Raw genomic sequence first — 20151 nt, 5'->3', positions numbered from 1 at the left:
ATCGAGGCATCTGCGCGCCGGCCCCCACTTTGAAAGACCCGTCACGGGTCCCCTGGGAAGGGATAGTCATGCTTGTACTCATTGGGGTGCTGCTGGTGATCGTTGGTTTCGCCATCCGCCTGAACCCCCTGATTGTCGTCACCGTCGCCGGCATCGTCACCGCGCTGCTGGGCGGCATGAACCCCGCGCAGATCCTCGACTCGTTCGGCACCGGCTTTGCCAGCAGCCGCTCGGTCACCATCTTCGTGGCGGTGCTGCCGGTGGTGGGCATCATCGAGTTCTTCGGGCTGCAGGAGCAGGCCAAGGTCCTCATCGGCCGGCTCGCCAAACTCACGGCAGGCCGCGTCCTGATCGGTTACCTGGCCGTCCGCCAGATCACCGCAGCCGTGGGCCTGAACAGCATCGGCGGCCACGCCCAGACCGTCCGCCCGCTGGTCTTCCCCATGGCAGAGGGCGCTGCGCTGCGCCGCTACGGGCATGTGCCGGAAAAGATCAGCGAGAAGATCAAGGGCCATTCCGCGGGAGCTGACAACGTTGGCGTGTTCTTCGGTGAGGACGTATTCGTGGCCGTCGGCTCCATCCTGCTGATCACCACGTTCGTGGACACCACCTACCACCTGCACCTGGAACCGCTGCAGCTGGCCCTGTGGGCCATCCCCACCGCCATCGCCGCCTTCCTCATCCACGGCTTCCGGCTCCTGCGCCTGGACAAGCAGCTGGACAAGGAATACCGCGAATACGAGCTCACCGCCCCGAAGGAAACCGCAGGAGAAGCCAAATGATCAACGTTGAAGCCGTGTACTGGCTGATCGGCATTCTGTTCGTCGCCTGGGCATCGCTGATTGCCGCCGACACCAACCACCCCCGCCGCTGGGGCAGCTCCGCCTTCTGGGGCCTGCTGGGCCTGTGCTTCTTCTACAGCACCTGGGTCCAGGCCGGCACCGCACCGGGCTGGATCCTGGGCGTCGCCGTCCTGGTCCTGGTGGTGCTGGCCTCCACCGGCCTGCTGGGCCACGGCAAGCACCGCACCTCCACCGGCCCCGAGCGGGAATCGTACGCCAAGCGCTTCGGCAACAAGCTCTTCATCCCGGCCCTGACGCTGCCGCTGGTCACCGTGATCCTGGTGCTGGCCGCGCCGGTGCTGAACATCGGCGGCGCCCCGCTGCTCGATCCTAAGAACACCACGCTGGTAGCCCTGGCCATCGGCGCCGTGGCCGCCGTCGTCGTCGCCCTTCTGATCCTCAAGCCCAAGAACCCGGCGACGCCCATCTTCGAAAGCCGCCGCATCCTCGAGTCCATTGGTTGGGCTGCGCTGCTGCCGCAGATGCTTACCACGCTGGGCATCCTCTTCACAAAGGCCGGCGTGGGCACCGCCGTCGGCACGCTGGCCTCCGGACTGCTGCCCAAGGGCTCGCTGATCGCCGGCGTCCTGGTGTACTGCATCGGCATGTTCCTGTTCACCGTGCTGATGGGCAACGGCTTCGCAGCGTTCCCGATCATGACGGCGGCCATCGGCTGGCCCGTGCTGGTCCAGACGTTCCATGGCGACCCGGCGATTATCTTCGCCATCGGCATGCTGGCCGGCTTCTGCGGCACGCTCTGCACCCCGATGGCGGCAAACTTCAACCTGGTGCCGTCCGCGCTGCTGGAGATGAAGAACAAGTACGGCGTGATCACCGCGCAGGTTGGCACCGCCATCCCGCTGCTGGCGGTCAACATCGCGCTGATGTACTTCCTGGCCTTCCACTAACCCTTCCTCTCAAAGGAGCATGATGGACAACGACCTCCGCGTACAGGTGGCCCCGGACTACGCAGCCGTGGTGCTGGGCAACCTTTCGGAGCCCTTCCCGCACTCGGCCCACCACACCCAGGTGTCCGCCGATGACCGGCCCACCCCCGAACAGATCCACCCCGCCTTCTACACCTCCTTCGACTGGCACTCCTGCGTGCACATGCACTGGCTGGGGGCCAGCCTGTTGGGCGGCACCCACGGGTCGCCTTCTGCAGGGGCTGCCCCGGCGGGAGCGTCCGACGGCGGCACGGCAGCCTGGGTGGACAGCTCCACCGGGGCGTCGCTCCGGGAAGCACTGGGCGCCAACCTGACGCCGGCCAAGCTGGCAGTGGAACGGGACTACCTGGTAGCCAACCCCTCCTGGGAGCGGCCCTACGGGTGGGCGTGGCTGATGCGGCTGGCCGCCACGTGTGCTGGCTCCTCCAATGCACAGCTCCGTGAATGGGGCACCGCGCTGGATCCGCTGGTGGACGCCGTGGCGGAGCTCAGCGTGGCGTGGATGGCCAAGGCCCAATACCCGGTGCGGCACGGGCTGCACACGAATGCTGCATTCGGCGTGGGCTACATGCTGGATGCCTTCCGCTCGCTCGGCCGTACTGATGCGGCGAAGGCCTGCGAGGAAGCGGCCCGCACCTGGTTCGCGAATGACCGCGGCTGGCCGGGCGACTGGGAGCTCAGCGGCCAGGACTTCCTCTCCGCCGGCCTGAGCGAGGCGGACCTGATGCGCCGCGTCCTGACCGCTGATGAGTTCGCCGCCTGGTTCGCAGCGTTCCTCCCGGAGCTTTCCGTGGAGTCGCGGATCCTGCAGCCGGTGAGCGTTACGGATGAGACCGACGGCTACCTGGTGCATCTGCACGGGCTAAACCTGACCCGCGCCGGACAGGTGGCACGCATCATCGCCACGCTCCGCGAATCCACCAGGCCCGAGGCCTCCGCCGCGGCGGCTGTGCTCAACGAGGCCTTGGATCCGTTGCTGAAGGCCGGGCTCCACGGGCTGGAGAGCGGCGACTTCATGTCCACGCACTGGCTGGCCAGCTTCGCCTGGGATGCGCTGGGATCCGTGGCGGCGCTGGACTGACCATCCAGCAGGTGACGGGATCAACCAGTCACATTCGGTTTGAAAGGACGCGGCCGTGACCTGGGAGCAGCGGGCAGGGTCGTAATGAGCTGACCGTCCGCCCGCGAGCCCAGAGGAATCCCATGCGCCAGCACGTCAGCACCTGCACGTCAGACCCTGCGACGGCAGGGCAAACCGCCCTCAAGCCCAGGAGGAAGCGGACCAGGCATCCCCGGATCGCCGCGGGGGACAGAGTCCGCTTCGCCGAGGGAACCGTCTCCGGCACCGGGGTGGTGGACGCCGTGACATCGGATTACTCCGTTATCTGGGTGTGGACCGACGAAGGCCAGGGCCGGCGGATGTTCCTGCAGGGGTACGGAAGCATCGTCACCGCGGTGGAGGCCTAATTCAGCTGTTCGGAGCGCCTCGCGCGCCGCTCGTCGGCCTGCAGGATTCCATCGCGGACCGCGGCGCGGATCACGCCGTACAGGATGTAGAAGAAGACGGCCCCGACGAGGACAAACAGGACAAGCCCGGTAAAGTCACCCATCAGTGCGCTCCCCCTCCGGCCAGTACGGCTGAACGGACGCCGCGGCACTCCGCAGCGTCCCGCCGTCGAGCATTAATGACGTTTCCGCCAGGCCGAAATCCGTCCACTGGCAAACCAGCCGGAGGTCCCCGTCCGGCGGGAGCGGCCACAGCCAGAGCGTGCCGCTGCCGGAGAACTCCTCATCGCCACCGCCACCACCACCGCCGTTCAGGGCGAGGACCGGGGGTTCCGGGTTGGTGCCCGGTTCCATCAACCCGTAGGGTACCTGGCTGCCGGTGCTGGCCTTTGAACCATCGGGGAATTCGACGCCGAACATCAGCCCGGTCTGCCGTTCGCTGCGCCCACGAAAGCCCCTGCCAGGCTGGAAAAACAGCGGCTGCAAATCGTCCCAGTCCCCATCGGATTGATCGGTCCGGCGGAAGAGCCAGGACAGACTGAACAGGCACCCGGTAGAGAAGACTTCGCCGCCTTTGACCGCCAGCACCATTCCCGGCGTCCGGCTCACGAACCTGCCGAGGTGGACAACAGCCGGCACTTCGTAAGCGGGAGCGGCCACCCACGGCGGCAGGACGTGCCTGGTTGCCCGCGGCCGGGGCGGCAGGGGAGGGACGGGAAAGTCCTGGAAGAAGGTCATGATGGTCCTTGGGTCCGCTGGCTGCGACCGACCAGCGGAACAAGCGGCTGTGCCGCCCTGGATCCCCCAATCCGTCCTTGCCCGGCCAAGTCTAGCGGGGATGCCTCAGGGCCTGGTGGCCTCCTCGAGGATTTCCAGCAGGTGGCGGTAGGAGTGGCCAGTCGCCTTGGACATTCCCAGCTCGCAGGTGCGGTTTGTGGAGGCGTAGGCGTCGAATTCCCGTTCGTTGATCTCGCCGGCCTGCCGGTTGGTCGCGGAGTCGGTGAGTTCAGGATGGAGCAGGCCCCGGTCGCCGGCGAACGCGCAGCAGCCCCAGTTGAGCGGCACGAAGACATCATCCGTGACGGCCCCGGCAATTTCGAGCAGCGCGGGGTTGGTTCCCAGCTGGGTGGATGAGCACGTGGGGTGCAGAGCCATGGAACCCAGCGGAGCAGTCACCGTGAGCCGGCCCAGGACGTGCTGGTGGACGAACTCCACCGAGTCAACAAAACGCAGTCCGGCATACCGTTCTCCGTCCGCGCCGGCAAGACGCTTCATGGTGTCCAGGCCTTCCGTGCAGGAAGCGGCATCGCACACCACGGGCAGCCTGCCGCGGCCGCTGGCCTCGTACAGCTGGTCCAGGACCTTGGCTGTCATGGCGTCATAGCCCTGGGAGAAGCCCTTGGATTTCCACGGGGTGCCGCAGCACAGGCTCTCGATGCCTTCCGGGACGGTTATGCCCACTCCGGCACGTTCGCAGAGGTCCAGGAATGCCTGGGCCGAGCCCTTTCCCTTGCCTTCCGGGCCATCCGCAGGGCCGAACATGGTGCCGATGCAGGCCGGGAAGAACACCGCCATGCTGCCTGGGTCCCGGCGTTCCCGGCGCCTGGAACCGCCGCCTGGCAGCACGTCGGCGTAGGCGGGCACCGTCTCCGGTCCCAGCAGCGCACGGCCGACGGCGGTGGCGGCCTTTGGCAGCGACGCCGGCATGGCCTTGGCTACAGTCAGGGCCAGGCCGCCGCCGGCGGTCACGGCGCCCCAGTTCTCGGCGGCCTTGTTCCAGCCGGCCGCGGCGACGGTGTTGGCATTTTCCTTGCGGAGCCGCCGCACCAGGTCTCCGGTGTTGATCAACACCGGGCAGGCAGTGACGCACATGCCGTCGGCGGCGCAGGTCTGCACGCCGTCGTAGTCATAGTCCTTGCGCAGGCCGGCGGCGAGGGCGTGGTCGCCGCGCTGCTCAGCGGCAGCAATGTCGCGCCGAAGCACGATGCGTTGGCGCGGAGTAAGCGTGATGTCCTTGCTGGGGCAAACCGGTTCGCAGTACCCGCACTCGACACAGCGGTCCACTTCCTCCTCGACGGTGGGAGCCACCTTCAGGTTCTCGATGTAGGAGAGTGGTTCGTCGGCGAGCAGCACACCCGGGTTCAGGAGGTTGGGCGGGTCGATCAGCCGCTTGATCTCCTGCATGACTCTGTAGAGCTCGTCGCCGTACTGGCGGCGGACGAACGGGGCCATGATGCGGCCGGTCCCGTGCTCGGCTTTGAGTGAACCGCCCGCGCCGAGGACCAGGTCCACCATCTCGTCGGTGAAGGCCTGGTAGCGCAGCAGTTGGTCCGGATCGTCGAAGCGCTCGTTGAGCATGAAGTGGACGTTTCCGTCCTTGGCGTGCCCGAAGATCACCGATTCCTTGTAATGGTGCTCGTGGAAGAGCCGCGTCAGTTCGCCGCAGGTGCCGGCAAGGGCGGGAACCGGAACAACGATGTCCTCCAGCAGTGCGTTGGTTCCCGAGGGACGGGCGCCGGCCACGGCCGTGTACAGGCCCTTGCGGACGTGCCACAGGGCAGCCCGGTCTTTCGGGTCCGAGGTCAGCGCGAAGGGTGTTGCAAGGTCCAGCGAGTCGAACAGCTGCTGCGAGCCTGCCCGCTTGCCGGACAGGTCGGCGGCGTCCGCGCCCTGGTGTTCCACCAGCAGCGCGGCGTGTCCTTGGACCGGCAGGGAACGGATCGCGGCGGGGGCATCGGCGGCGGCCTGGGCCACCTTCAACGCTGCCGCGTCCATGAGTTCGACGGTGGCAAGGCCGGTGGACACCAGGTCCGGCAGGGCTCCCATTGCCGCCTCGAGGGTATTGAAGACCAGCAGCCCGGTGGCGACGGCGGGTTTGACCTCGACGGTCCGGAAGACAGCCTCCGCCACAAAGCCGAGGGTCCCCTCGCTGCCGATCATCAGGTGCATCAGGATGTCCACGGGACGTTCGTAATCCAGAAAGGAGTTCACGCCGTAGCCCATGGTGTTCTTCATCGAGAACAGTGAATTGATGATGCGGACGGACTCGTCGTTTCCCACGACCCGCCGGCGCAGCTTCAGGAGCCCCTCGTGGAGTTCCGGTTCCAGCTCGCGCAGCCGCCGGTCGGCGTCGGCGTCGGCGGTGTCGATGACCGTGCCCGAGGGCAGCACCAGCACCATTGATTCCAGCGTCCGGTAGGTGTTGAGCTCAGTGCCGCACGCCATTCCTGAGGAGTTGTTGGCGATGACACCGCCCACGGTGCAGGCGATTTCGCTGGCGGGATCGGGGCCGAGCTTGCGCCCAAAGGGGGCAAGCCTGGCGTTGACGCTGCGCACCGTGGCCCCGGGCTGGACACGGACCCGGGCGCCGCCGTCGAGCACCTCAACACCGCGGAAATGCTGGCGGGTGTTGATCAGCAGGCTGTCACTCAGGGCCTGCCCGGACAGGCTCGTGCCACCGGAACGAAAGGTGGCGGGAAGCCCAAGCTCCCGGCTGCGCCGGAGCAGGGCGCCCACGTCGGCGGCATTGCGTGGGGTGGCTACCCCTTGCGGGACCAGGAGGTAGTGCGAGGCGTCGTGTGCCATGGCATGGCGGTCCAGGTCCCGCGTGCTGACGGTATCCAGATCCAGCTGCTGGACGGGGGATTCGGCTCCTGCGGTGGTTCTCATGCGTGGCTCCAAGAAATCAGGTAATGGGGTGGGGCAGGGTGGCGTCCCCGGCCCGCTGGTAGAACCATTCGATGTGTTCGCGCAGCAGGCGTGCGGCGAGTTCGCCGTCACGGGACTGGACGGCATCAAAGATTCCGTGGTGTTGGGTGCGCAGTGCTGCCAGGACCGCCGGCCAGTCCTCCATCGCGTCCATGGCTCCCTTGACGTAGCCCACAATCGAGCCGCTGAGGGACTCCATGATGGTGGCCATGACCTCGTTGCCTGCAAGCGAACTCAGCGCCACATGGAACCGGGCGTCCAGCTCGTGGAAGGTTGCCCGGTCCAGCTCGGGCTGGTCCATGGCCTCCAGCAGTTGGGCCGCCTGTTTCCGCTCCGCGTCGCCGCCTTCGCGCGCGGCACCGGCGCGGGCAGTCCACGTCTCCAGGAGGATACGGGTTTGGACGATGTCCTGAACTGGCAGCCGGTTGCTGGCAACATGCAGCCGGAGGGCGGAGGAGAGCCCTGCGGACGGATCGGAGACCACAATGGCACCGGAGGTGGGACCGGAGCCCACCGAGCTGCGGACCACGCCCATGGCGTCGAGGATACGGATGGCCTCGCGTACGGACGCCCTGGATATTCCATAGTTTTCCGCCAGGGTCCGTTCGCCCGGGAGCCGGTCTCCGACCTTGATTTTGCCGGCCCGCAGGTCCGCTTCAATGTCTTTCAGGAGCGCATCGTGGGTTCGACGTCGGGGGGCTGCTCCGGCTGCGGCGGGTGTCACGGGCGATCCTCTGGAGTGGGGGAGTGCGGGCCGGGAGGGCCCGCACCCCGGTTGGGCGCGGGTGGAGGGCTACGGGAGCATCCAGCCCAGGACTGGGGTGGATTGCAGGTAGACGATGGTGCACAGCACCAGAAGCAACCCCACGCTCCATCCGACTACCTTACGCAGAAGGACAGACTCCTGGCCGTCAAGGTTCACGGCGGTGGCGGCAATGGCGAGGTTCTGCGGGCTGATGAGCTTGCCCACTACACCGCCGGCCGTATTGCCGGCCACGAGCAGGTTCGGGTCGATGCCTGCATTCAGGCCGGCAGTCTGCTGCAGTTTGGCAAACAGTGCGTTCGCGGAGGTGTCCGAACCGGTCACGGCCGTGCCCAGCCAGCCGAGCACCGGGGAGAGGAACGCGAAGAAGCTTCCGGTGCCGGCCAGCCAGACGCCGATCGAGACCGTCTGGCCCGAGTTGTTCATGACGTAGGCCAGGGCGAGCACCGTGATGATGGTCAGGCCGGCCCAGCGCATCTTGAAGATGGTCCGTCCGATTTCGGCCACGGCGTTGCCTACTGTCATGTGGAAGCGGCCGCCGTCATCGAAGCGGGCGTAGACGGCCGCGACGATCAAGCCCGTGATCAGCAGGAGCGTGCCCGGGCTGGACAGCCACTGGAAGACGTAGACGGTGGAGGACAGCGGCTTGCCGTCGGCGCCCACCAGGGCGTCGTGCAGGACAGGCCATGGAACCTTGACATCGGTGGCGGCGAGGGCGGCCGGAAGGTCGACGCCGAGCTTCCACAGTTTGGCGATGCCGAACACCACAATGACCAGGAAGTAGGGAAACAGTGCCAGCCACGTGCGTGCCGGGGTGAGGCTTTCGCCGTCGGCCGCCTCTACGGTGGCCACGCTGCCGGACCGGGCGCTTCGCGGACCCTGGCCTGCCGGCGTGGTGCCGGCCGCAGCAGCCTCCGCGGCGACGCCCAGCCGGTCACGCGCTGCTGTGGTGCCCCGGGGCTTCCAGAAGCGGAAGAACAGCACAGCCGCGCCCAGGCCCACCAGCGAAGCCATGATGTCGGTGAGTTCGTAGGAGAAGAAGTTCGAGCAGAGGAACTGCGCTGCGGCGAAGGAGAATCCGATGACCAGCGCGGCAGGCCAGCAGTCCTTCAAACCCTTGCGTCCGTCCAGGATGAAGAGCAGGATCAGCGGGACGAAGGTTGCCAGCAACGGCGCCTGGCGGCCCACCATGGCACCAATGTCCGTGGCGTGCAGGCCGGTGAGTCCCGCAGCGGTGGTGATCGGGATGGCCATGGCACCAAAGGCGACCGGGGCGGTGTTTGCCACCAGCACGGCAGCAGCGGCCCGGAGCGGGGGCAGGCCCAGGGCCAGCAGCATGGTGGCGGTGATGGCCACCGGCGCACCAAAGCCGGCAAGGGCCTCGAGCAGGCCGCCGAAGCAGAACGCGATCAGGACGCCCTGCAGGCGGACGTCGCCGCCGCCAATGACATCGAACACCCGGCGGAGGTCTTCAAAACGGCCGCTCAGCACCGTGACCTGGTAGAGCCAGACGGCCATGACCACGATCCACAGCACGGGGAAGGCGCCGAAGACCCCGCCCTGGGTGGCGGACAGAAGCGCCAGGCCTGCGGGCATCTTGAAAGCCAGGATGCCCACGGCCAGGGCCACCAGCAGGGCGAAGGCCCCGGCCACGTGGGCTTTGGTCCTGACGACGGCGAGAAGGACAAAGAAGGTCAGCAGCGGCAGCAGGCCGACGATGGCCGACCAGGCAACGCTGTTCAGCACCGGGTCTGTGCTGGGGGTGAAGTGGTCCACGAAGTTCCTCCACGATGAGGGCGATGGGGATGGCTTTGGTCAGACCACAATGGTCCGACCACGGAAGTGTAGCCCACTTTTGGATGGAATGTGAGCCGGTTCACCATCCAAACGCGGGCTTGTCAGTGGCGGCCATCACGTGGTCTACTGTGGTCAGACCATACGCTCACCCTCCGGAAGGCCGTCATGAGAATTGCCTTGTTCGCCACCTGCATCGTGGACGCGATGTACCCGGCCACGGCGAAGGCCACCGTCAGGATCCTGGAGCGGCTGGGGCACGAAGTAGTGTTCCCCTCCGGCCAGGCCTGCTGCGGCCAGATGCACGTCAACACCGGCTACCTAAAAGAAGCCGTCCCGGTGGTCGCCAACCACGTGGCCGCATTCGACACCGCGGACTACGACGTCGCGGTCGCCCCGTCCGGTTCCTGCGTGGCCTCGGTCAAGCACCAGCACCCCATGGTGGCGCGCGCCTGCGGCGACGCTGCCCTGGAAGCCCGCGCCACCGCCGTCGGCACCAAAACCTACGAGCTGTCCGAACTGCTGGTGGACGTGCTGGGCGTGACCGACGCCGGAGCCCAACTGGGTTCCTACTTCCCGCACCGGGTGACCTACCATCCCAGCTGCCACGGGATGCGGCTGCTGCGGCTCGGGGACAGGCAGTCCCGACTGCTGCGGACCGTGCAGGGAATCGACCTTGCCGAGCTGCCCGAACAGGACCAGTGCTGCGGATTCGGCGGCACGTTTTCCATGAAGAACGCCGATGTCTCGTCGGCCATGCTCCAGGACAAGGCGGCCAACATCGAGTCCACCGGGGCCGAGCTCTGCACCGGCGGGGACGCCTCCTGCCTGATGCACATCGGCGGCGGACTGTCCCGCCAGGGCAGCTCCACCACCACCCTCCACCTGGCCGAAATCCTCGCCAGCACCATGGAAGAACCGGCGTCCGTCATCGGCGAAGTCCGCGTCTCCACCGGAAAGGCCCTGCGATGACCACCTTCCTGGGAATGCCCGCCCTGCCCGCCTTCGGCTCGGGCAACCTGTTCGCCGGGGAGTCCTTCCCCACGGCGGCGCACCGTGAACTGGGCAACGCGCAGTTGCGCGCCAACCTCGGCCATGCCACCCACACCATCCGCGACAAGCGCCAGGCCGTGGTCGCCGAACTGCCCGACTGGGAACAGCTCCGCGACGCGGGGTCCGCCATCAAGCAGGCGGTGATGGCCAGGCTGCCCGAGCTCCTGGAGGAGTTCGAAACGAACTTCACCGCACGCGGCGGCGTGATCCACTGGGCCCGCGACGCCCGGGAAGCCAACGAAATCGTGGCCGGACTGGTCCGGGACACCGGCGAAACCGAAGTGGTCAAGATCAAGTCCATGGCCACCCAGGAAATCGGGCTCAATGAGTACCTCGAGGAGCAGGGCATCGGGGCCTTCGAAACCGATCTCGCCGAGCTCATCGTCCAGCTGGACCACGACAAGCCCAGCCACATCCTGGTACCCGCCATCCACAAGAACCGCACCGAAATCCGGGACATCTTCCTCCGCGAAATGCCCGGTGCCGATCCTGCGCTGACCGACGATCCCTCCGTCCTGGCCATGGCTGCCCGCGAGCACCTGCGCCGGAAGTTCCTCACGGCGAAGGTGGCCGTGTCCGGGGCCAACTTCGCCCTTGCCGACTCCGGCACCCTGGCAGTCGTGGAATCCGAAGGCAACGGCCGCATGTGCCTCACGCTTCCGGAAACGCTGATCACGGTGATGGGCATCGAGAAGCTGCTGCCCACCTGGCAGGACCTGGAAGTGTTCATGCAGCTGCTCCCGCGTTCTTCCACCGGGGAGCGGATGAACCCGTACACCTCCCTGTGGACCGGAGTAACGGAGGGCGACGGGCCGCAGAACGTGCACCTGGTGCTCCTGGACAACGGCCGCAGCGCCGCGCTCGCCGATGAAATGGGCCGCTCCGCCCTGCACTGCATCCGCTGCAGCGCCTGCATGAACGTCTGCCCGGTATACGAGCGCACGGGCGGCCACGCCTACGGCTCCACCTACCCGGGCCCCATCGGCGCGATCCTTTCCCCGCTGCTCACCGGCATCGAGGCGGAGGAAAACAACTCGCTGCCGTACGCCTCCTCCCTCTGCGGTGCCTGCTACGATGCCTGCCCCGTCAAAATCAACATCCCGGACATCCTGGTGCACCTGCGCAGCGTGGATGTGGACAGCAAGCGCGGAAAGAAGAAGGTCCCCAGCCAGATGGATGTGGGCATGAAAGCCGCATCCTGGGCTTTGTCCTCCGGCAAACGCCTGGGCCTGGTGGAGAAGGGGCTGCCGCTGGGCCGACTGGCCGCAGGGCCGGACAGGAAGATCACCAAGCTGCCCGGCATCGCCGCCGGCTGGACCCAAAGCCGTGACATCCCGGCGCCCCCGGCGCAGTCGTTCCGGGACTGGTGGGCCAAGGAACACCGGAACGCCGGCGGCGCACCCGGCACGCCCGGCACACCGGAGGCCGGTCCGTCCCGCACGCTGTCCCCAGACACGAAGGAAACCCCGCAATGACCGCACGCGAAGACATCCTCTCCCGGATCAGGGCAGCATTGCAAGACAGCCCGCAGGCGCCGCAGATTCCGCGGGAATACCGGGCAGCATCGGAACTGGACATGGACGCACTGATCGAGCTCCTGGTGGACCGGCTGGTGGACTACAAAGCGCAGGTGGCGGTGGTTCCGGAAACAGAGGTGCCCGCACGGATTGCGTCGCTCCTTGACGGGGCGCGCAGTTTCGTCGTGCCCGAAGGGTTCGACGCCGGGTGGCTGGCAGGAACCGGCGACGACGGCGGGTCCCGCCGCCGCGTCGACTCTCCGGCGGCACCGCTCAGCGTCGCCGAGCTCGATGGTATCGATGCCGTGGTGACCGGCAGCGCCGTGGCGGTCGCCGAGACGGGAACCATCATCCTGGACGGCAGCGCCAACCAGGGCCGCCGCGCCATCAGCCTGGTCCCGGACCACCATATCTGCGTGGTGAAGGCCGCCGATATCACCGGGATCCTGCCCGAGGCGCTGGGCCGGATCGACGGGACCCGGCCCATCACGATGATCAGCGGGCCGAGTGCCACCAGCGACATCGAGCTCGAACGCGTGGAGGGCGTCCATGGACCGCGCAGGCTTGACGTCATCATTGCCCGCTAGAGTCATCCCATGACCACTGCTGCTCTACGGCCTGTCTACTTCCTGTCGGACAGCACCGGCATCACCGCGGAAACCCTGGGGAATACGCTGCTGACGCAGTTCCCCGTGGACAACTTCGACCGCGTCACCATCCCCTTCATCACCACGGCTGAACAGGCCCGGTCCGTGGTGCGTACCATCGACGGCCTTGCTGCCACCGGGCCGCAGCCGCTGGTCTTTTCCACCGCCGTCAGCAGCGAAATACGCCAGATCCTGGGCGGCTGCAAGGGCGTCATCGTGGACCTGATCGGTACGCACGTGGGAGTCCTGGAACAGGCGCTGGGGGCACCGGCCAGCGGCGAACCGGGCCGCGCGCACGGGCTAGGGAACGCCGCGCGCTACCAGTCCCGGATGGCGGCGGTGGAGTACGCGATGGAGCACGACGACGGGCAGAGCCTGCGTGCGCTGGAGAAGGCCCAGGTGATCCTGGTGGCCCCGTCCCGGTGCGGCAAGACGCCCACCACCATGTATCTGGCGCTCCAGCACGGGATCTTCGCCGCAAACTTTCCACTGGTGGACGAAGACTTCCAGCACGACGGGCTGCCCAAGCCGCTGCGGCCTTTCGTATCGAAGTGTTTCGGCCTGTCCTCCAACCCGCTGCGCCTCAGCCAGATCCGGACCGAACGGCGGCCCAGCTCCCCGTATGCGTCGCTGCGGCAGTGCGGTTTTGAGCTGCGCAGCGCCGAGCAGCTGTACGTCTCGCACCGCATTCCGTACCTGAACTCGGCCACCGTCTCCGTGGAGGAGATGGCGGCCACCATCCTGCAGCGGATGAACCTCAAGCACTAGCCCGGAATTTCACAAACGTGGCGTAGCGCACATCATGTGGAAAGTCCGCTGAAGACCTGAAACTGTTAGCTGGATCTTTCTTCCGGCCGGCACTACCGTGCGCGGCCGGCGATGCCTACGCCACCCTCTGCAAAGGAGCAGTAAACATGACGACTGACGTTCTGTGGTTCTCTGAACTTGGACTCAAGGACCTGGACAAGGTGGGCGGCAAGAACGCCTCCCTGGGCGAGATGGTGCAGAACCTGACCTCGGCCGGCGTCCAGGTTCCGGACGGGTTCGCCACCACGGCGGACGCGTACCGCAGGTTCCTGTCCGATTCCGGCCTGGACCAGAAGATTGCCGACCGGCTGGTGGGACTGGACACGGATGACGTGACGGCCCTGGCCGCCGCCGGCCAGGAAATCCGCTCCCTGGTCCGCGATACCCCCTTCCTGCCGGACTTCGAGGCGCAGGTCCGCGAGGCGTACCAGCAGCTGGTGGACAAGCACGCCGGCTCCGCCGACCTGTCCTGGGCGGTACGGTCCAGCGCCACCGCGGAGGACCTTCCCGATGCCTCCTTCGCCGGGCAGCAGGAAACCTTCCTGAACGTCCGCGGGATCGAGAACATCCTGCAGGCCATCAAGGACGTCTTCGCCTCCCTCTACAACGACCGCGCCATCGCCTACCGCGTGCACCACAAGTTCGAGCACGCCGAGGTGGCACTGTCCGCCGGCATCCAGCGCATGGTGCGTTCCGACGTCGGTGCGTCCGGTGTCATGTTCACCATGGACACCGAGTCCGGCTTCCAGGACGCCGTGTTCGTCACCTCCTCCTACGGCCTGGGCGAAGCCGTCGTGCAGGGTGCCGTGAACCCGGACGAGTTCTACGTCTACAAGCCCGCCCTGGAGGCCGGCCGCCCGGCGATCCTCAAGCGCGGCCTGGGCGAGAAGGCCTTGCAGATGACGTACACCAACAGCAGCGAAATCGGCCGCACCATCGATTTCGTCCCGGTGGAGGACTCCCTGCGCTCGCGCTTCAGCCTGACGGACGACGACGTGGAGCAGCTTGCACGCCACGCCGTCGCCATCGAGAAGCACTACGGCCGTCCCATGGACATTGAGTGGGGCAAGGACGGGATCGACGGCGGCCTGTACATCCTGCAGGCACGTCCGGAAACCGTGCAGTCCCGCCGGGCCCCCGGCAGCATGAGCCGGTTCCGCCTGAACGAAAGCGGGCCCGTGCTGGTGGAAGGCCGTGCCATCGGCCAGCGGATCGGCGCCGGCAAGGTCCGGATCCTCACCGCCATCGACCAGATGGCCTCCTTCCAGACCGGCGACGTCCTGGTGGCCGACATGACGGACCCCGACTGGGAACCCATCATGAAGCGGGCCTCCGCCATCGTCACCAACCGCGGCGGCCGTACCTGCCACGCCGCCATCATCGCCCGCGAACTGGGGATTCCCGCCGTCGTGGGCACCGGCAACGCCACTGACTCGTTGTCCGATGGCCAGGAGGTCACTGTCTCCTGCGCCGACGGCGAGACCGGCACCATCTACCAGGGCCTGCTGGACTTCAGTGTTGAGGAAACCGGCATCACGCAGATGCCTGAGGCGCCGGTGAAGGTCATGATGAACGTCGGCACCCCGGAGCAGGCCTTCACCTTCGCCCAGCTGCCCAACCACGGCGTGGGGCTGGCGCGGCTGGAGTTCATCATCAACCGGCAGATCGGCATCCACCCCAAGGCCCTGCTGAACCTGGACAGCCAGCCCGAAGACGTGGCCGCCGAGATCCGGGAGCGGATCAGCGCCTACGACAGCCCCCGCGACTACTACATCAAGCGGCTGGCCGAAGGCGTGGCCACCATCGCCGCAGCGTTCGCGCCGGAACCGGTGATCGTGCGCATGTCCGATTTCAAGTCCAACGAGTACGCCAACCTGATCGGTGGCCCGGCGTACGAGCCGCACGAAGAGAACCCGATGATCGGGTTCCGCGGCGCGTCCCGCTACCTGGAGCCGTCCTTCCGTGACTGCTTCGACCTTGAGTGTGAAGCCCTGTCCTTCGTGCGCAACGAGATGGGCCTGACCAACGTCAAGCTGATGATCCCGTTTGTGCGGACGCTGGACGAGGCGCAGGGCGTCATTGAACTGCTCGCCGAGAACGGGCTGCGCCGCGGCGAGAACGGCCTCGAGGTGATCATGATGTGCGAGCTGCCATCCAACGCGCTGCTCGCCGACGAGTTCCTGGAGTACTTCGACGGTTTCTCCATCGGCTCCAACGACATGACCCAGCTGACCCTGGGCCTGGACCGGGACTCTGCCATCGTGGCCAACAGCTTCGACGAGCGGGATGCGGCTGTGAAGAAGCTGCTCAGCATGGCCATCAAGGCCTGCCGGGCCCGGGAAAAGTACGTGGGCATCTGCGGCCAGGGCCCCAGCGACCACCCCGACTTCGCCGAATGGCTGGTGCAGGAAGGCGTCAACTCCGTTTCCCTCAACCCAGACACTGTGGTGGACACCTGGATCCGGCTGGCCGGGGCGTCCGACGACGCCGCCAACGAGGTCTCCGGCGGTGTGGCTGTTGCCGCCGCCGGTGCAGCCTGACCAGTAACCAGTAGGTGACAAGGGGCGGTTCCGTCACAGCCGGAAGGCCGTGCCGGGGCCGCCCTTACTGTTTGGACAGTTCAGGGAGCAGCCCCAGCTGTCCCAGGAGCTCCATCTGGTCGAAATAGGCGTGGTACCCGGTGATCACGCCCGCTTCCACTGTGGCCACGTCGCAACTCCGGATCCGGACCTGTTTCCTCGTGGGCGGCAGAGTCCCGCCGCCGGGCAGGCTCAGCTGCCCCGTGTTCGAACCGGCCACAAAGCCCTCGACGATGGCCACGTCACCGGCCTCGTGCCTGGCCGACTGCTCGTACCTGACGTCCGGCATGGCCTCCCAGAAGTGGAAGAAGTAATCCGCGATCGCCTCCCGGCCGCTGATGCCGCCCTGGTCAGCAGTCGCCATCACCGCGTCAACGGCAAAGCAGCCGGCCAGGGCCTCCCTGTCCTTTGCCTCCATGCCCGCCATCAGCCGGTCCATCACATCGCTTGCCTGTCCCATTGCTGCCTCCCGTGATCCCGGGGACGCCGCGCCTTGTGCGCGGTGTCCCTGAAGGAAAAGTACGACGGCGGCACGCAGCGCCGCGATCCCCCCACCAGGGGTTTCAGCGGGGCGGGAAAACCCCCGAAATGGGGGATTGCCGCACCGGCCGCCGGGACGATACTGGAGGTATGTGGGAGGAGCGCGCGGAGCGTGCCCGGCGGGAGATTGCGGCCATGGCCGCCGCCGGGATGGACCTGGCCGACCTCTACACCTCCGCGCTCGCCGTCGTACAGCGGGAGGTGCCGTTCGCGCAGGGGTGCTGGGCCGGCGTCGACCCCGACTCGATGGCGATGACCTCCATTACCAACTGGCAGCGGTGGCAGAGCACCAGTTCGAGGAGTACTTCCTGCGGTTTGCCCAGTCGGAGTACACGGGCCAGGAACCCAACACCTTCGTGGAGCTGCTGCGGCGCCCACGCCCCGTTGCCAGGATTTCGGATGCGCCGCACCGGGAGGTTATGCGCAGCGTCCGGATCAACGATCTGCTCAAGCCGCTGGGCCTGGACCATGAGCTGCGTGCCGCGTTCCGGGTGGACGAGGCGTGCTGGGGAGTGGGCAGCATCTTCCGGGAGGGCGGCCCCGACTTCACGGACCGGGAAGTGGAGTTCCTCGCCGCGGTGACCGCAACCCTGGCCGCGGCGACCAGGGCGCTTGTCCGCGTGGCGCACCCAACGGGCCCGGCCGCCGTCGGGCCCGTCATTGTCCTGGCCGGGCTGCACGGAGACCTGCGCGCGGCCACGCCCGCCGCCGCCTCCTGGCTCCCCACTGTGGAGGATGCCGCGCCCGGCCGCTTCAACCAGACGCTCTACGCGGTGGTGGCACAGGCGCATGCGGCGGCATCCGGGACGGCGAGGGCCAGGATGCGGGACGCCGGCAACAACTGGGTCATCCTGCAGGCCAGCCGGCTGATCACCGGCGATGACCCGGAGCAGATGGTGGTCACCGTGGAACCGGCCACCACCCATGAGCTGGCCGGCCTGCTGCTGATGGCGTTTGGCGTCACTGCCCGGGAGCGTGAGGTCTGCCTGGAGGTGCTGACCGGAAGTTCCACCGCGGAGATCGCCCGGCACCTGTTCATCTCCCCGCATACCGTGCACGACCACCTGAAGTCGGTATTTGAAAAGGTGGGGGTCGGAAGCCGCGGGGAGCTGGTGGCCCGGCTAGTGGCGTGAGGGGCGTGCGTCCGCGCGTTCCACCGCCAGGATCTGCTCGCGAAGGATGTCCGCGTGCCCGCAGTGCTGCGCCAGCTCACAAAGCATGTGCAGGTAGACCCAGCGCAGCGGGACAGGTCCCCGCCGGTTGCCGGTCACCGCATCGTCCAGGCTTATAGGGGCAGCCGCGGCACGGGATGCTGCGCAGGCTGCAAGGTGGGCCGCCCGGACCGAGGCGACGGTGTCGCCGTCGTCGAGGATGAACGATTCATCCGGGGTGGCCGGGATGCCGATCTCACTGCGGGGACGGCCGGTGAAGGCCTCATCGAACCACACCTTTTCCACGAATGCGGCATGCTTCACCAGGCCCAGCAGCGTGGTGCGGGAGGGTACCAGCCGGCGTCTGGCCTGCTCTTCGGTCAGCCCATCCAGGCACTGGTTGAGCGCGGCGCGGTGCTCGTCCAGGAAGAACTCGAACTGGACGCGCTCAGGTTCATTGATCACGTCGTCCATGGAGTGGGAATGGGATGCCATACGCAGACCCTAGCAAGCAGAGGGTGCCCGCCGTGGACATCGCGCATCCACTGAAGGGGCGGAGGTAGCCTACGGGGTACGGCGGGCGGTGGCAGGCAGGTGCTCCGCGGGATCAAAGCGGTCAAAGGACGAGGCGCCGATCACGAAGATGCCGCGCTGGGGTATCCAGAAGTCACCCAGCCGTGACTGGACCGGGAGTGGCTGCGGGCGGCCCAGGTCCTCGCCGCCGAGGGTTACGGTGCTGCGGGAGATAAACCATATGCGCCGGGGTTTGGCCCGGAAGCCCTGTTTGTTGGGTACGCTGCCCGTCAGTCCGAGGCGGCCCGCGCTGAGCATGGGCCCGGCGGCGGAACCCATGGTTTTCAGGAGTGCCTTGTTCGACAGGATCTTGTTGGGAAGCGCCGTCATGACCGCGCTCATGGCCGCGGTGACAGGAGTTGACTCGAGCTCCACGGTCCAGGTCAGGTCCACGTCCCGGCCGATGCTGACGGTGAACGAGGTGTCGCCGGTCCAGTCCACGCGGACGTCGCACTGGACGGCCTCGTTGAGGGCGGCACTGAAGTAGCGGGCACAGGAAACCTCCGGTGCTGCGTCCGCATAGATGGTCCAGGAACCGCTGGGCCGGCGCAGCCAGACCGAGGTGTACCCCGGACCGACGCTGGTGACGGGGAAGCGCCGCATGGCCAGGACGTACCCGGAACTGAACGGCAGCCCCATCACGCCGTATCCGGAGAACCGCTCGTCCTCGCCGGGAGTGAGAGTGGCGTGGTGTTCCGCTTCGAGGGCCTGCGTCCGGATGGTCTTCATGGCTTTTCGCCTCCGCATGGATGGTGGGCTGAGTTTACGCCCGGCCCTTCAGAGCTACAACGGACCCTGCGGGGCGACGTGGCAGTACCGGCGCCTCTGCCCTTGCCGGGGCCCTACTTCATCGCGCCCGTGAGCATGCCTCCCACGTAGTACTTCTGGAGCAGGACGTAGATGACGATGCAGGGGACGATGGTCACCGCGACGCCGGCCTGCAGCGCTCCCCAGTCCAATGTTCCAAAGGTGCCGCTGGAAAGGACGTTCAAGGCAACGGGAAGGGTGTACTTGGACTGGTCCGTCATCAGGATCAGTGCTGCGAAAAACTCGTTCCACGAGGCGAAGAAGGTGAACAGTGCTGTGCTGATTACCCCGGGGATGGCCACCGGAAGCAGCACCCGGACCATCGCCCGCAGCACCCCGCACCCGTCCACCAGGGCCGCTTCCTCGATGCTCGACGGGAGGGCGGCAAAGGAGTTCCGCATCAGGAAGATGCCGAAGGGCAGGTTGAAGGTGGTGTAGACGAGCATCAGGCCCAGGAGGTTGTTGGTCAGGCCGATCTGGTGCAGCACCAGGTACAGCGGAGTGATGACCGCTTGGAAGGGAATCATGAAGGTGGCCAGCGTGGCGAAGAACAGCAGGTTGCTGCCCCGGAACCGGAGCCTGGCGAAGCCGTAGCCGGCGAGCGTGCTCAACACGATGGTCAGGAGGGTGGCACCGATGGAGACCAGGACGCTGTTGCCCAGTTGCTGGATGAAGCCGGCGCCGCCGTTTTCGTTGGTGAAGAGCTTGGCGAAGTTCCCCCATGAGAAGGAACCGGGGAACAGCGTCGGCGGCGCGGCGGCGGCCTCGGCGGGGGATTTGATGGATTGGGAGATCACCACCCAGAACGGATAGAGGAACAATGCTGCGAGGCTGACGTTGATGATCCACCAGGCTGCGCGGGGCACCGGGCGGAGACTGGACTGCAGTGAAGTCATGGAGGGGCCATTTCCGATGTG

General features: G+C 67.0%; 19 protein-coding genes. 10 read left to right on the top strand and 9 right to left on the bottom strand.

Translation table 11 applies throughout. The features are described from left to right. Positions 1–68 precede the first annotated feature (68 nt). The 4 genes from QF031_RS15425 to QF031_RS15410 all read left to right on the top strand — a co-directional run bounded on the left by QF031_RS15425 (position 69) and on the right by QF031_RS15410 (position 3256). On the top strand, positions 69–782 hold the full coding sequence (locus QF031_RS15425; RefSeq protein WP_307429970.1) for a DUF969 domain-containing protein: 714 nt from the start codon (positions 69–71) through the stop codon (positions 780–782). Further along, positions 779–1750, top strand: coding sequence for a DUF979 domain-containing protein (locus QF031_RS15420; RefSeq protein WP_307429967.1), 972 nt, complete (start codon positions 779–781; stop codon positions 1748–1750). The genes QF031_RS15425 and QF031_RS15420 overlap by 4 nt, the downstream gene beginning before the upstream one ends. A 22-nt stretch (positions 1751–1772) precedes the next feature. Then, positions 1773–2870 carry a DUF2891 family protein gene (locus QF031_RS15415; protein WP_307429964.1) on the top strand — a complete coding sequence of 366 codons (1098 nt, stop codon included), beginning with the start codon at positions 1773–1775 and terminating at the stop codon, positions 2868–2870. A 122-nt stretch (positions 2871–2992) separates the two neighbouring features. After that, positions 2993–3256: a hypothetical protein gene (locus tag QF031_RS15410; protein ID WP_255174645.1), complete on the top strand. Its 264-nt coding sequence runs from the start codon at positions 2993–2995 to the stop codon at positions 3254–3256. Here the strand turns inward: QF031_RS15410 and QF031_RS15405 are convergent. The 5 genes from QF031_RS15405 to QF031_RS15385 all read right to left on the bottom strand — a co-directional run bounded on the left by QF031_RS15405 (position 3253) and on the right by QF031_RS15385 (position 9542). Then, complete coding sequence (locus QF031_RS15405; RefSeq protein ID WP_307429961.1) at positions 3253–3399, bottom strand: hypothetical protein; 147 nt, start codon at positions 3397–3399, stop codon at positions 3253–3255. The two genes, QF031_RS15410 and QF031_RS15405, sit on opposite strands and share 4 nt — an antisense overlap. Further along, positions 3392–4033, bottom strand: a complete 642-nt coding sequence (locus tag QF031_RS15400; protein ID WP_307429959.1) for a hypothetical protein — start codon at positions 4031–4033, stop codon at positions 3392–3394. Before QF031_RS15400 ends, QF031_RS15405 begins: the two co-directional genes overlap by 8 nt. 105 nt (positions 4034–4138) lie before the next feature. Next, positions 4139–6964, bottom strand: coding sequence for an FAD-binding and (Fe-S)-binding domain-containing protein (locus QF031_RS15395; RefSeq protein ID WP_307429956.1), 2826 nt, complete (start codon positions 6962–6964; stop codon positions 4139–4141). A gap of 16 nt (positions 6965–6980) precedes the next feature. Continuing rightward, positions 6981–7727: a FadR/GntR family transcriptional regulator gene (locus QF031_RS15390; protein WP_307429953.1), complete on the bottom strand. Its 747-nt coding sequence runs from the start codon at positions 7725–7727 to the stop codon at positions 6981–6983. A gap of 69 nt (positions 7728–7796) precedes the next feature. After that, complete coding sequence (locus QF031_RS15385) at positions 7797–9542, bottom strand: L-lactate permease (RefSeq protein ID WP_141157911.1); 1746 nt, start codon at positions 9540–9542, stop codon at positions 7797–7799. A gap of 186 nt (positions 9543–9728) precedes the next feature. Between QF031_RS15385 and QF031_RS15380 the strand changes: the two genes are divergently transcribed. From QF031_RS15380 to ppsA, 5 genes are all read left to right on the top strand, one after another. Beyond that, positions 9729–10532 (top strand): (Fe-S)-binding protein, encoded by an 804-nt coding sequence (locus QF031_RS15380; protein ID WP_307429950.1) that lies wholly within the window; start codon positions 9729–9731, stop codon positions 10530–10532. Then, positions 10529–12088: a LutB/LldF family L-lactate oxidation iron-sulfur protein gene (locus tag QF031_RS15375; protein ID WP_307429947.1), complete on the top strand. Its 1560-nt coding sequence runs from the start codon at positions 10529–10531 to the stop codon at positions 12086–12088. The genes QF031_RS15380 and QF031_RS15375 overlap by 4 nt, the downstream gene beginning before the upstream one ends. Continuing rightward, positions 12085–12717, top strand: a complete 633-nt coding sequence (locus tag QF031_RS15370) for a LutC/YkgG family protein (protein ID WP_307429944.1) — start codon at positions 12085–12087, stop codon at positions 12715–12717. Before QF031_RS15375 ends, QF031_RS15370 begins: the two co-directional genes overlap by 4 nt. A gap of 9 nt (positions 12718–12726) precedes the next feature. Then, a complete protein-coding gene (locus QF031_RS15365) occupies positions 12727–13545 on the top strand; it encodes a pyruvate, water dikinase regulatory protein (protein WP_255174654.1) in 819 nt (272 codons plus the stop codon). A 146-nt stretch (positions 13546–13691) separates the two neighbouring features. Then, on the top strand, positions 13692–16124 hold the full coding sequence (gene ppsA, locus QF031_RS15360) for a phosphoenolpyruvate synthase (RefSeq protein WP_307429937.1): 2433 nt from the start codon (positions 13692–13694) through the stop codon (positions 16122–16124). A gap of 64 nt (positions 16125–16188) precedes the next feature. On the opposite strand, the gene QF031_RS15355 is transcribed toward ppsA, so the two are convergent. Then, positions 16189–16623 (bottom strand): nuclear transport factor 2 family protein, encoded by a 435-nt coding sequence (locus tag QF031_RS15355; protein WP_307429934.1) that lies wholly within the window; start codon positions 16621–16623, stop codon positions 16189–16191. Between the two features lie 358 nt (positions 16624–16981). Between QF031_RS15355 and QF031_RS15350 the strand changes: the two genes are divergently transcribed. Further along, positions 16982–17836, top strand: coding sequence for a helix-turn-helix transcriptional regulator (locus tag QF031_RS15350; RefSeq protein ID WP_307429931.1), 855 nt, complete (start codon positions 16982–16984; stop codon positions 17834–17836). Here the strand turns inward: QF031_RS15350 and QF031_RS15345 are convergent. The 3 genes from QF031_RS15345 to QF031_RS15335 all read right to left on the bottom strand — a co-directional run bounded on the left by QF031_RS15345 (position 17825) and on the right by QF031_RS15335 (position 20130). Next, positions 17825–18349 (bottom strand): DinB family protein, encoded by a 525-nt coding sequence (locus QF031_RS15345; protein ID WP_307429928.1) that lies wholly within the window; start codon positions 18347–18349, stop codon positions 17825–17827. The genes QF031_RS15350 and QF031_RS15345 overlap by 12 nt on opposite strands. A gap of 69 nt (positions 18350–18418) precedes the next feature. After that, a complete protein-coding gene (locus QF031_RS15340) occupies positions 18419–19156 on the bottom strand; it encodes a hypothetical protein (protein ID WP_307429925.1) in 738 nt (245 codons plus the stop codon). Between the two features lie 113 nt (positions 19157–19269). Continuing rightward, positions 19270–20130 carry a carbohydrate ABC transporter permease gene (locus QF031_RS15335; protein ID WP_307429922.1) on the bottom strand — a complete coding sequence of 287 codons (861 nt, stop codon included), beginning with the start codon at positions 20128–20130 and terminating at the stop codon, positions 19270–19272. Positions 20131–20151 lie beyond the last annotated feature (21 nt).

This window comes from Pseudarthrobacter defluvii, from assembly GCF_030816725.1.
In the GTDB taxonomy this organism is placed as follows: domain Bacteria; phylum Actinomycetota; class Actinomycetes; order Actinomycetales; family Micrococcaceae; genus Arthrobacter; species Arthrobacter defluvii_A.
The sequence above is the reverse complement of the archived record's forward strand: the minus strand, read 5'-3'. Positions and strand labels throughout refer to the sequence as shown.

What these genes read in the sequence shown, in the direction of transcription:
- QF031_RS15355 (WP_307429934.1), bottom strand. Translation starts at nt 16,623, where the DNA reads ATGGGACAGGCAAGCGATGTGATGGACCGGCTGATGGCGGGCATGGAG.
- QF031_RS15420 (WP_307429967.1), top strand. Translation starts at nt 779, where the DNA reads ATGATCAACGTTGAAGCCGTGTACTGGCTGATCGGCATTCTGTTCGTC.
- QF031_RS15410 (WP_255174645.1), top strand. Translation starts at nt 2,993, where the DNA reads ATGCGCCAGCACGTCAGCACCTGCACGTCAGACCCTGCGACGGCAGGG.
- QF031_RS15415 (WP_307429964.1), top strand. Translation starts at nt 1,773, where the DNA reads ATGGACAACGACCTCCGCGTACAGGTGGCCCCGGACTACGCAGCCGTG.
- QF031_RS15345 (WP_307429928.1), bottom strand. Translation starts at nt 18,349, where the DNA reads ATGGCATCCCATTCCCACTCCATGGACGACGTGATCAATGAACCTGAG.
- QF031_RS15395 (WP_307429956.1), bottom strand. Translation starts at nt 6,964, where the DNA reads ATGAGAACCACCGCAGGAGCCGAATCCCCCGTCCAGCAGCTGGATCTG.
- QF031_RS15375 (WP_307429947.1), top strand. Translation starts at nt 10,529, where the DNA reads ATGACCACCTTCCTGGGAATGCCCGCCCTGCCCGCCTTCGGCTCGGGC.
- QF031_RS15370 (WP_307429944.1), top strand. Translation starts at nt 12,085, where the DNA reads ATGACCGCACGCGAAGACATCCTCTCCCGGATCAGGGCAGCATTGCAA.
- QF031_RS15405 (WP_307429961.1), bottom strand. Translation starts at nt 3,399, where the DNA reads ATGGGTGACTTTACCGGGCTTGTCCTGTTTGTCCTCGTCGGGGCCGTC.
- QF031_RS15365 (WP_255174654.1), top strand. Translation starts at nt 12,727, where the DNA reads ATGACCACTGCTGCTCTACGGCCTGTCTACTTCCTGTCGGACAGCACC.
- QF031_RS15425 (WP_307429970.1), top strand. Translation starts at nt 69, where the DNA reads ATGCTTGTACTCATTGGGGTGCTGCTGGTGATCGTTGGTTTCGCCATC.
- QF031_RS15400 (WP_307429959.1), bottom strand. Translation starts at nt 4,033, where the DNA reads ATGACCTTCTTCCAGGACTTTCCCGTCCCTCCCCTGCCGCCCCGGCCG.
- QF031_RS15340 (WP_307429925.1), bottom strand. Translation starts at nt 19,156, where the DNA reads ATGAAGACCATCCGGACGCAGGCCCTCGAAGCGGAACACCACGCCACT.
- ppsA (WP_307429937.1), top strand. Translation starts at nt 13,692, where the DNA reads ATGACGACTGACGTTCTGTGGTTCTCTGAACTTGGACTCAAGGACCTG.
- QF031_RS15380 (WP_307429950.1), top strand. Translation starts at nt 9,729, where the DNA reads ATGAGAATTGCCTTGTTCGCCACCTGCATCGTGGACGCGATGTACCCG.
- QF031_RS15335 (WP_307429922.1), bottom strand. Translation starts at nt 20,130, where the DNA reads ATGACTTCACTGCAGTCCAGTCTCCGCCCGGTGCCCCGCGCAGCCTGG.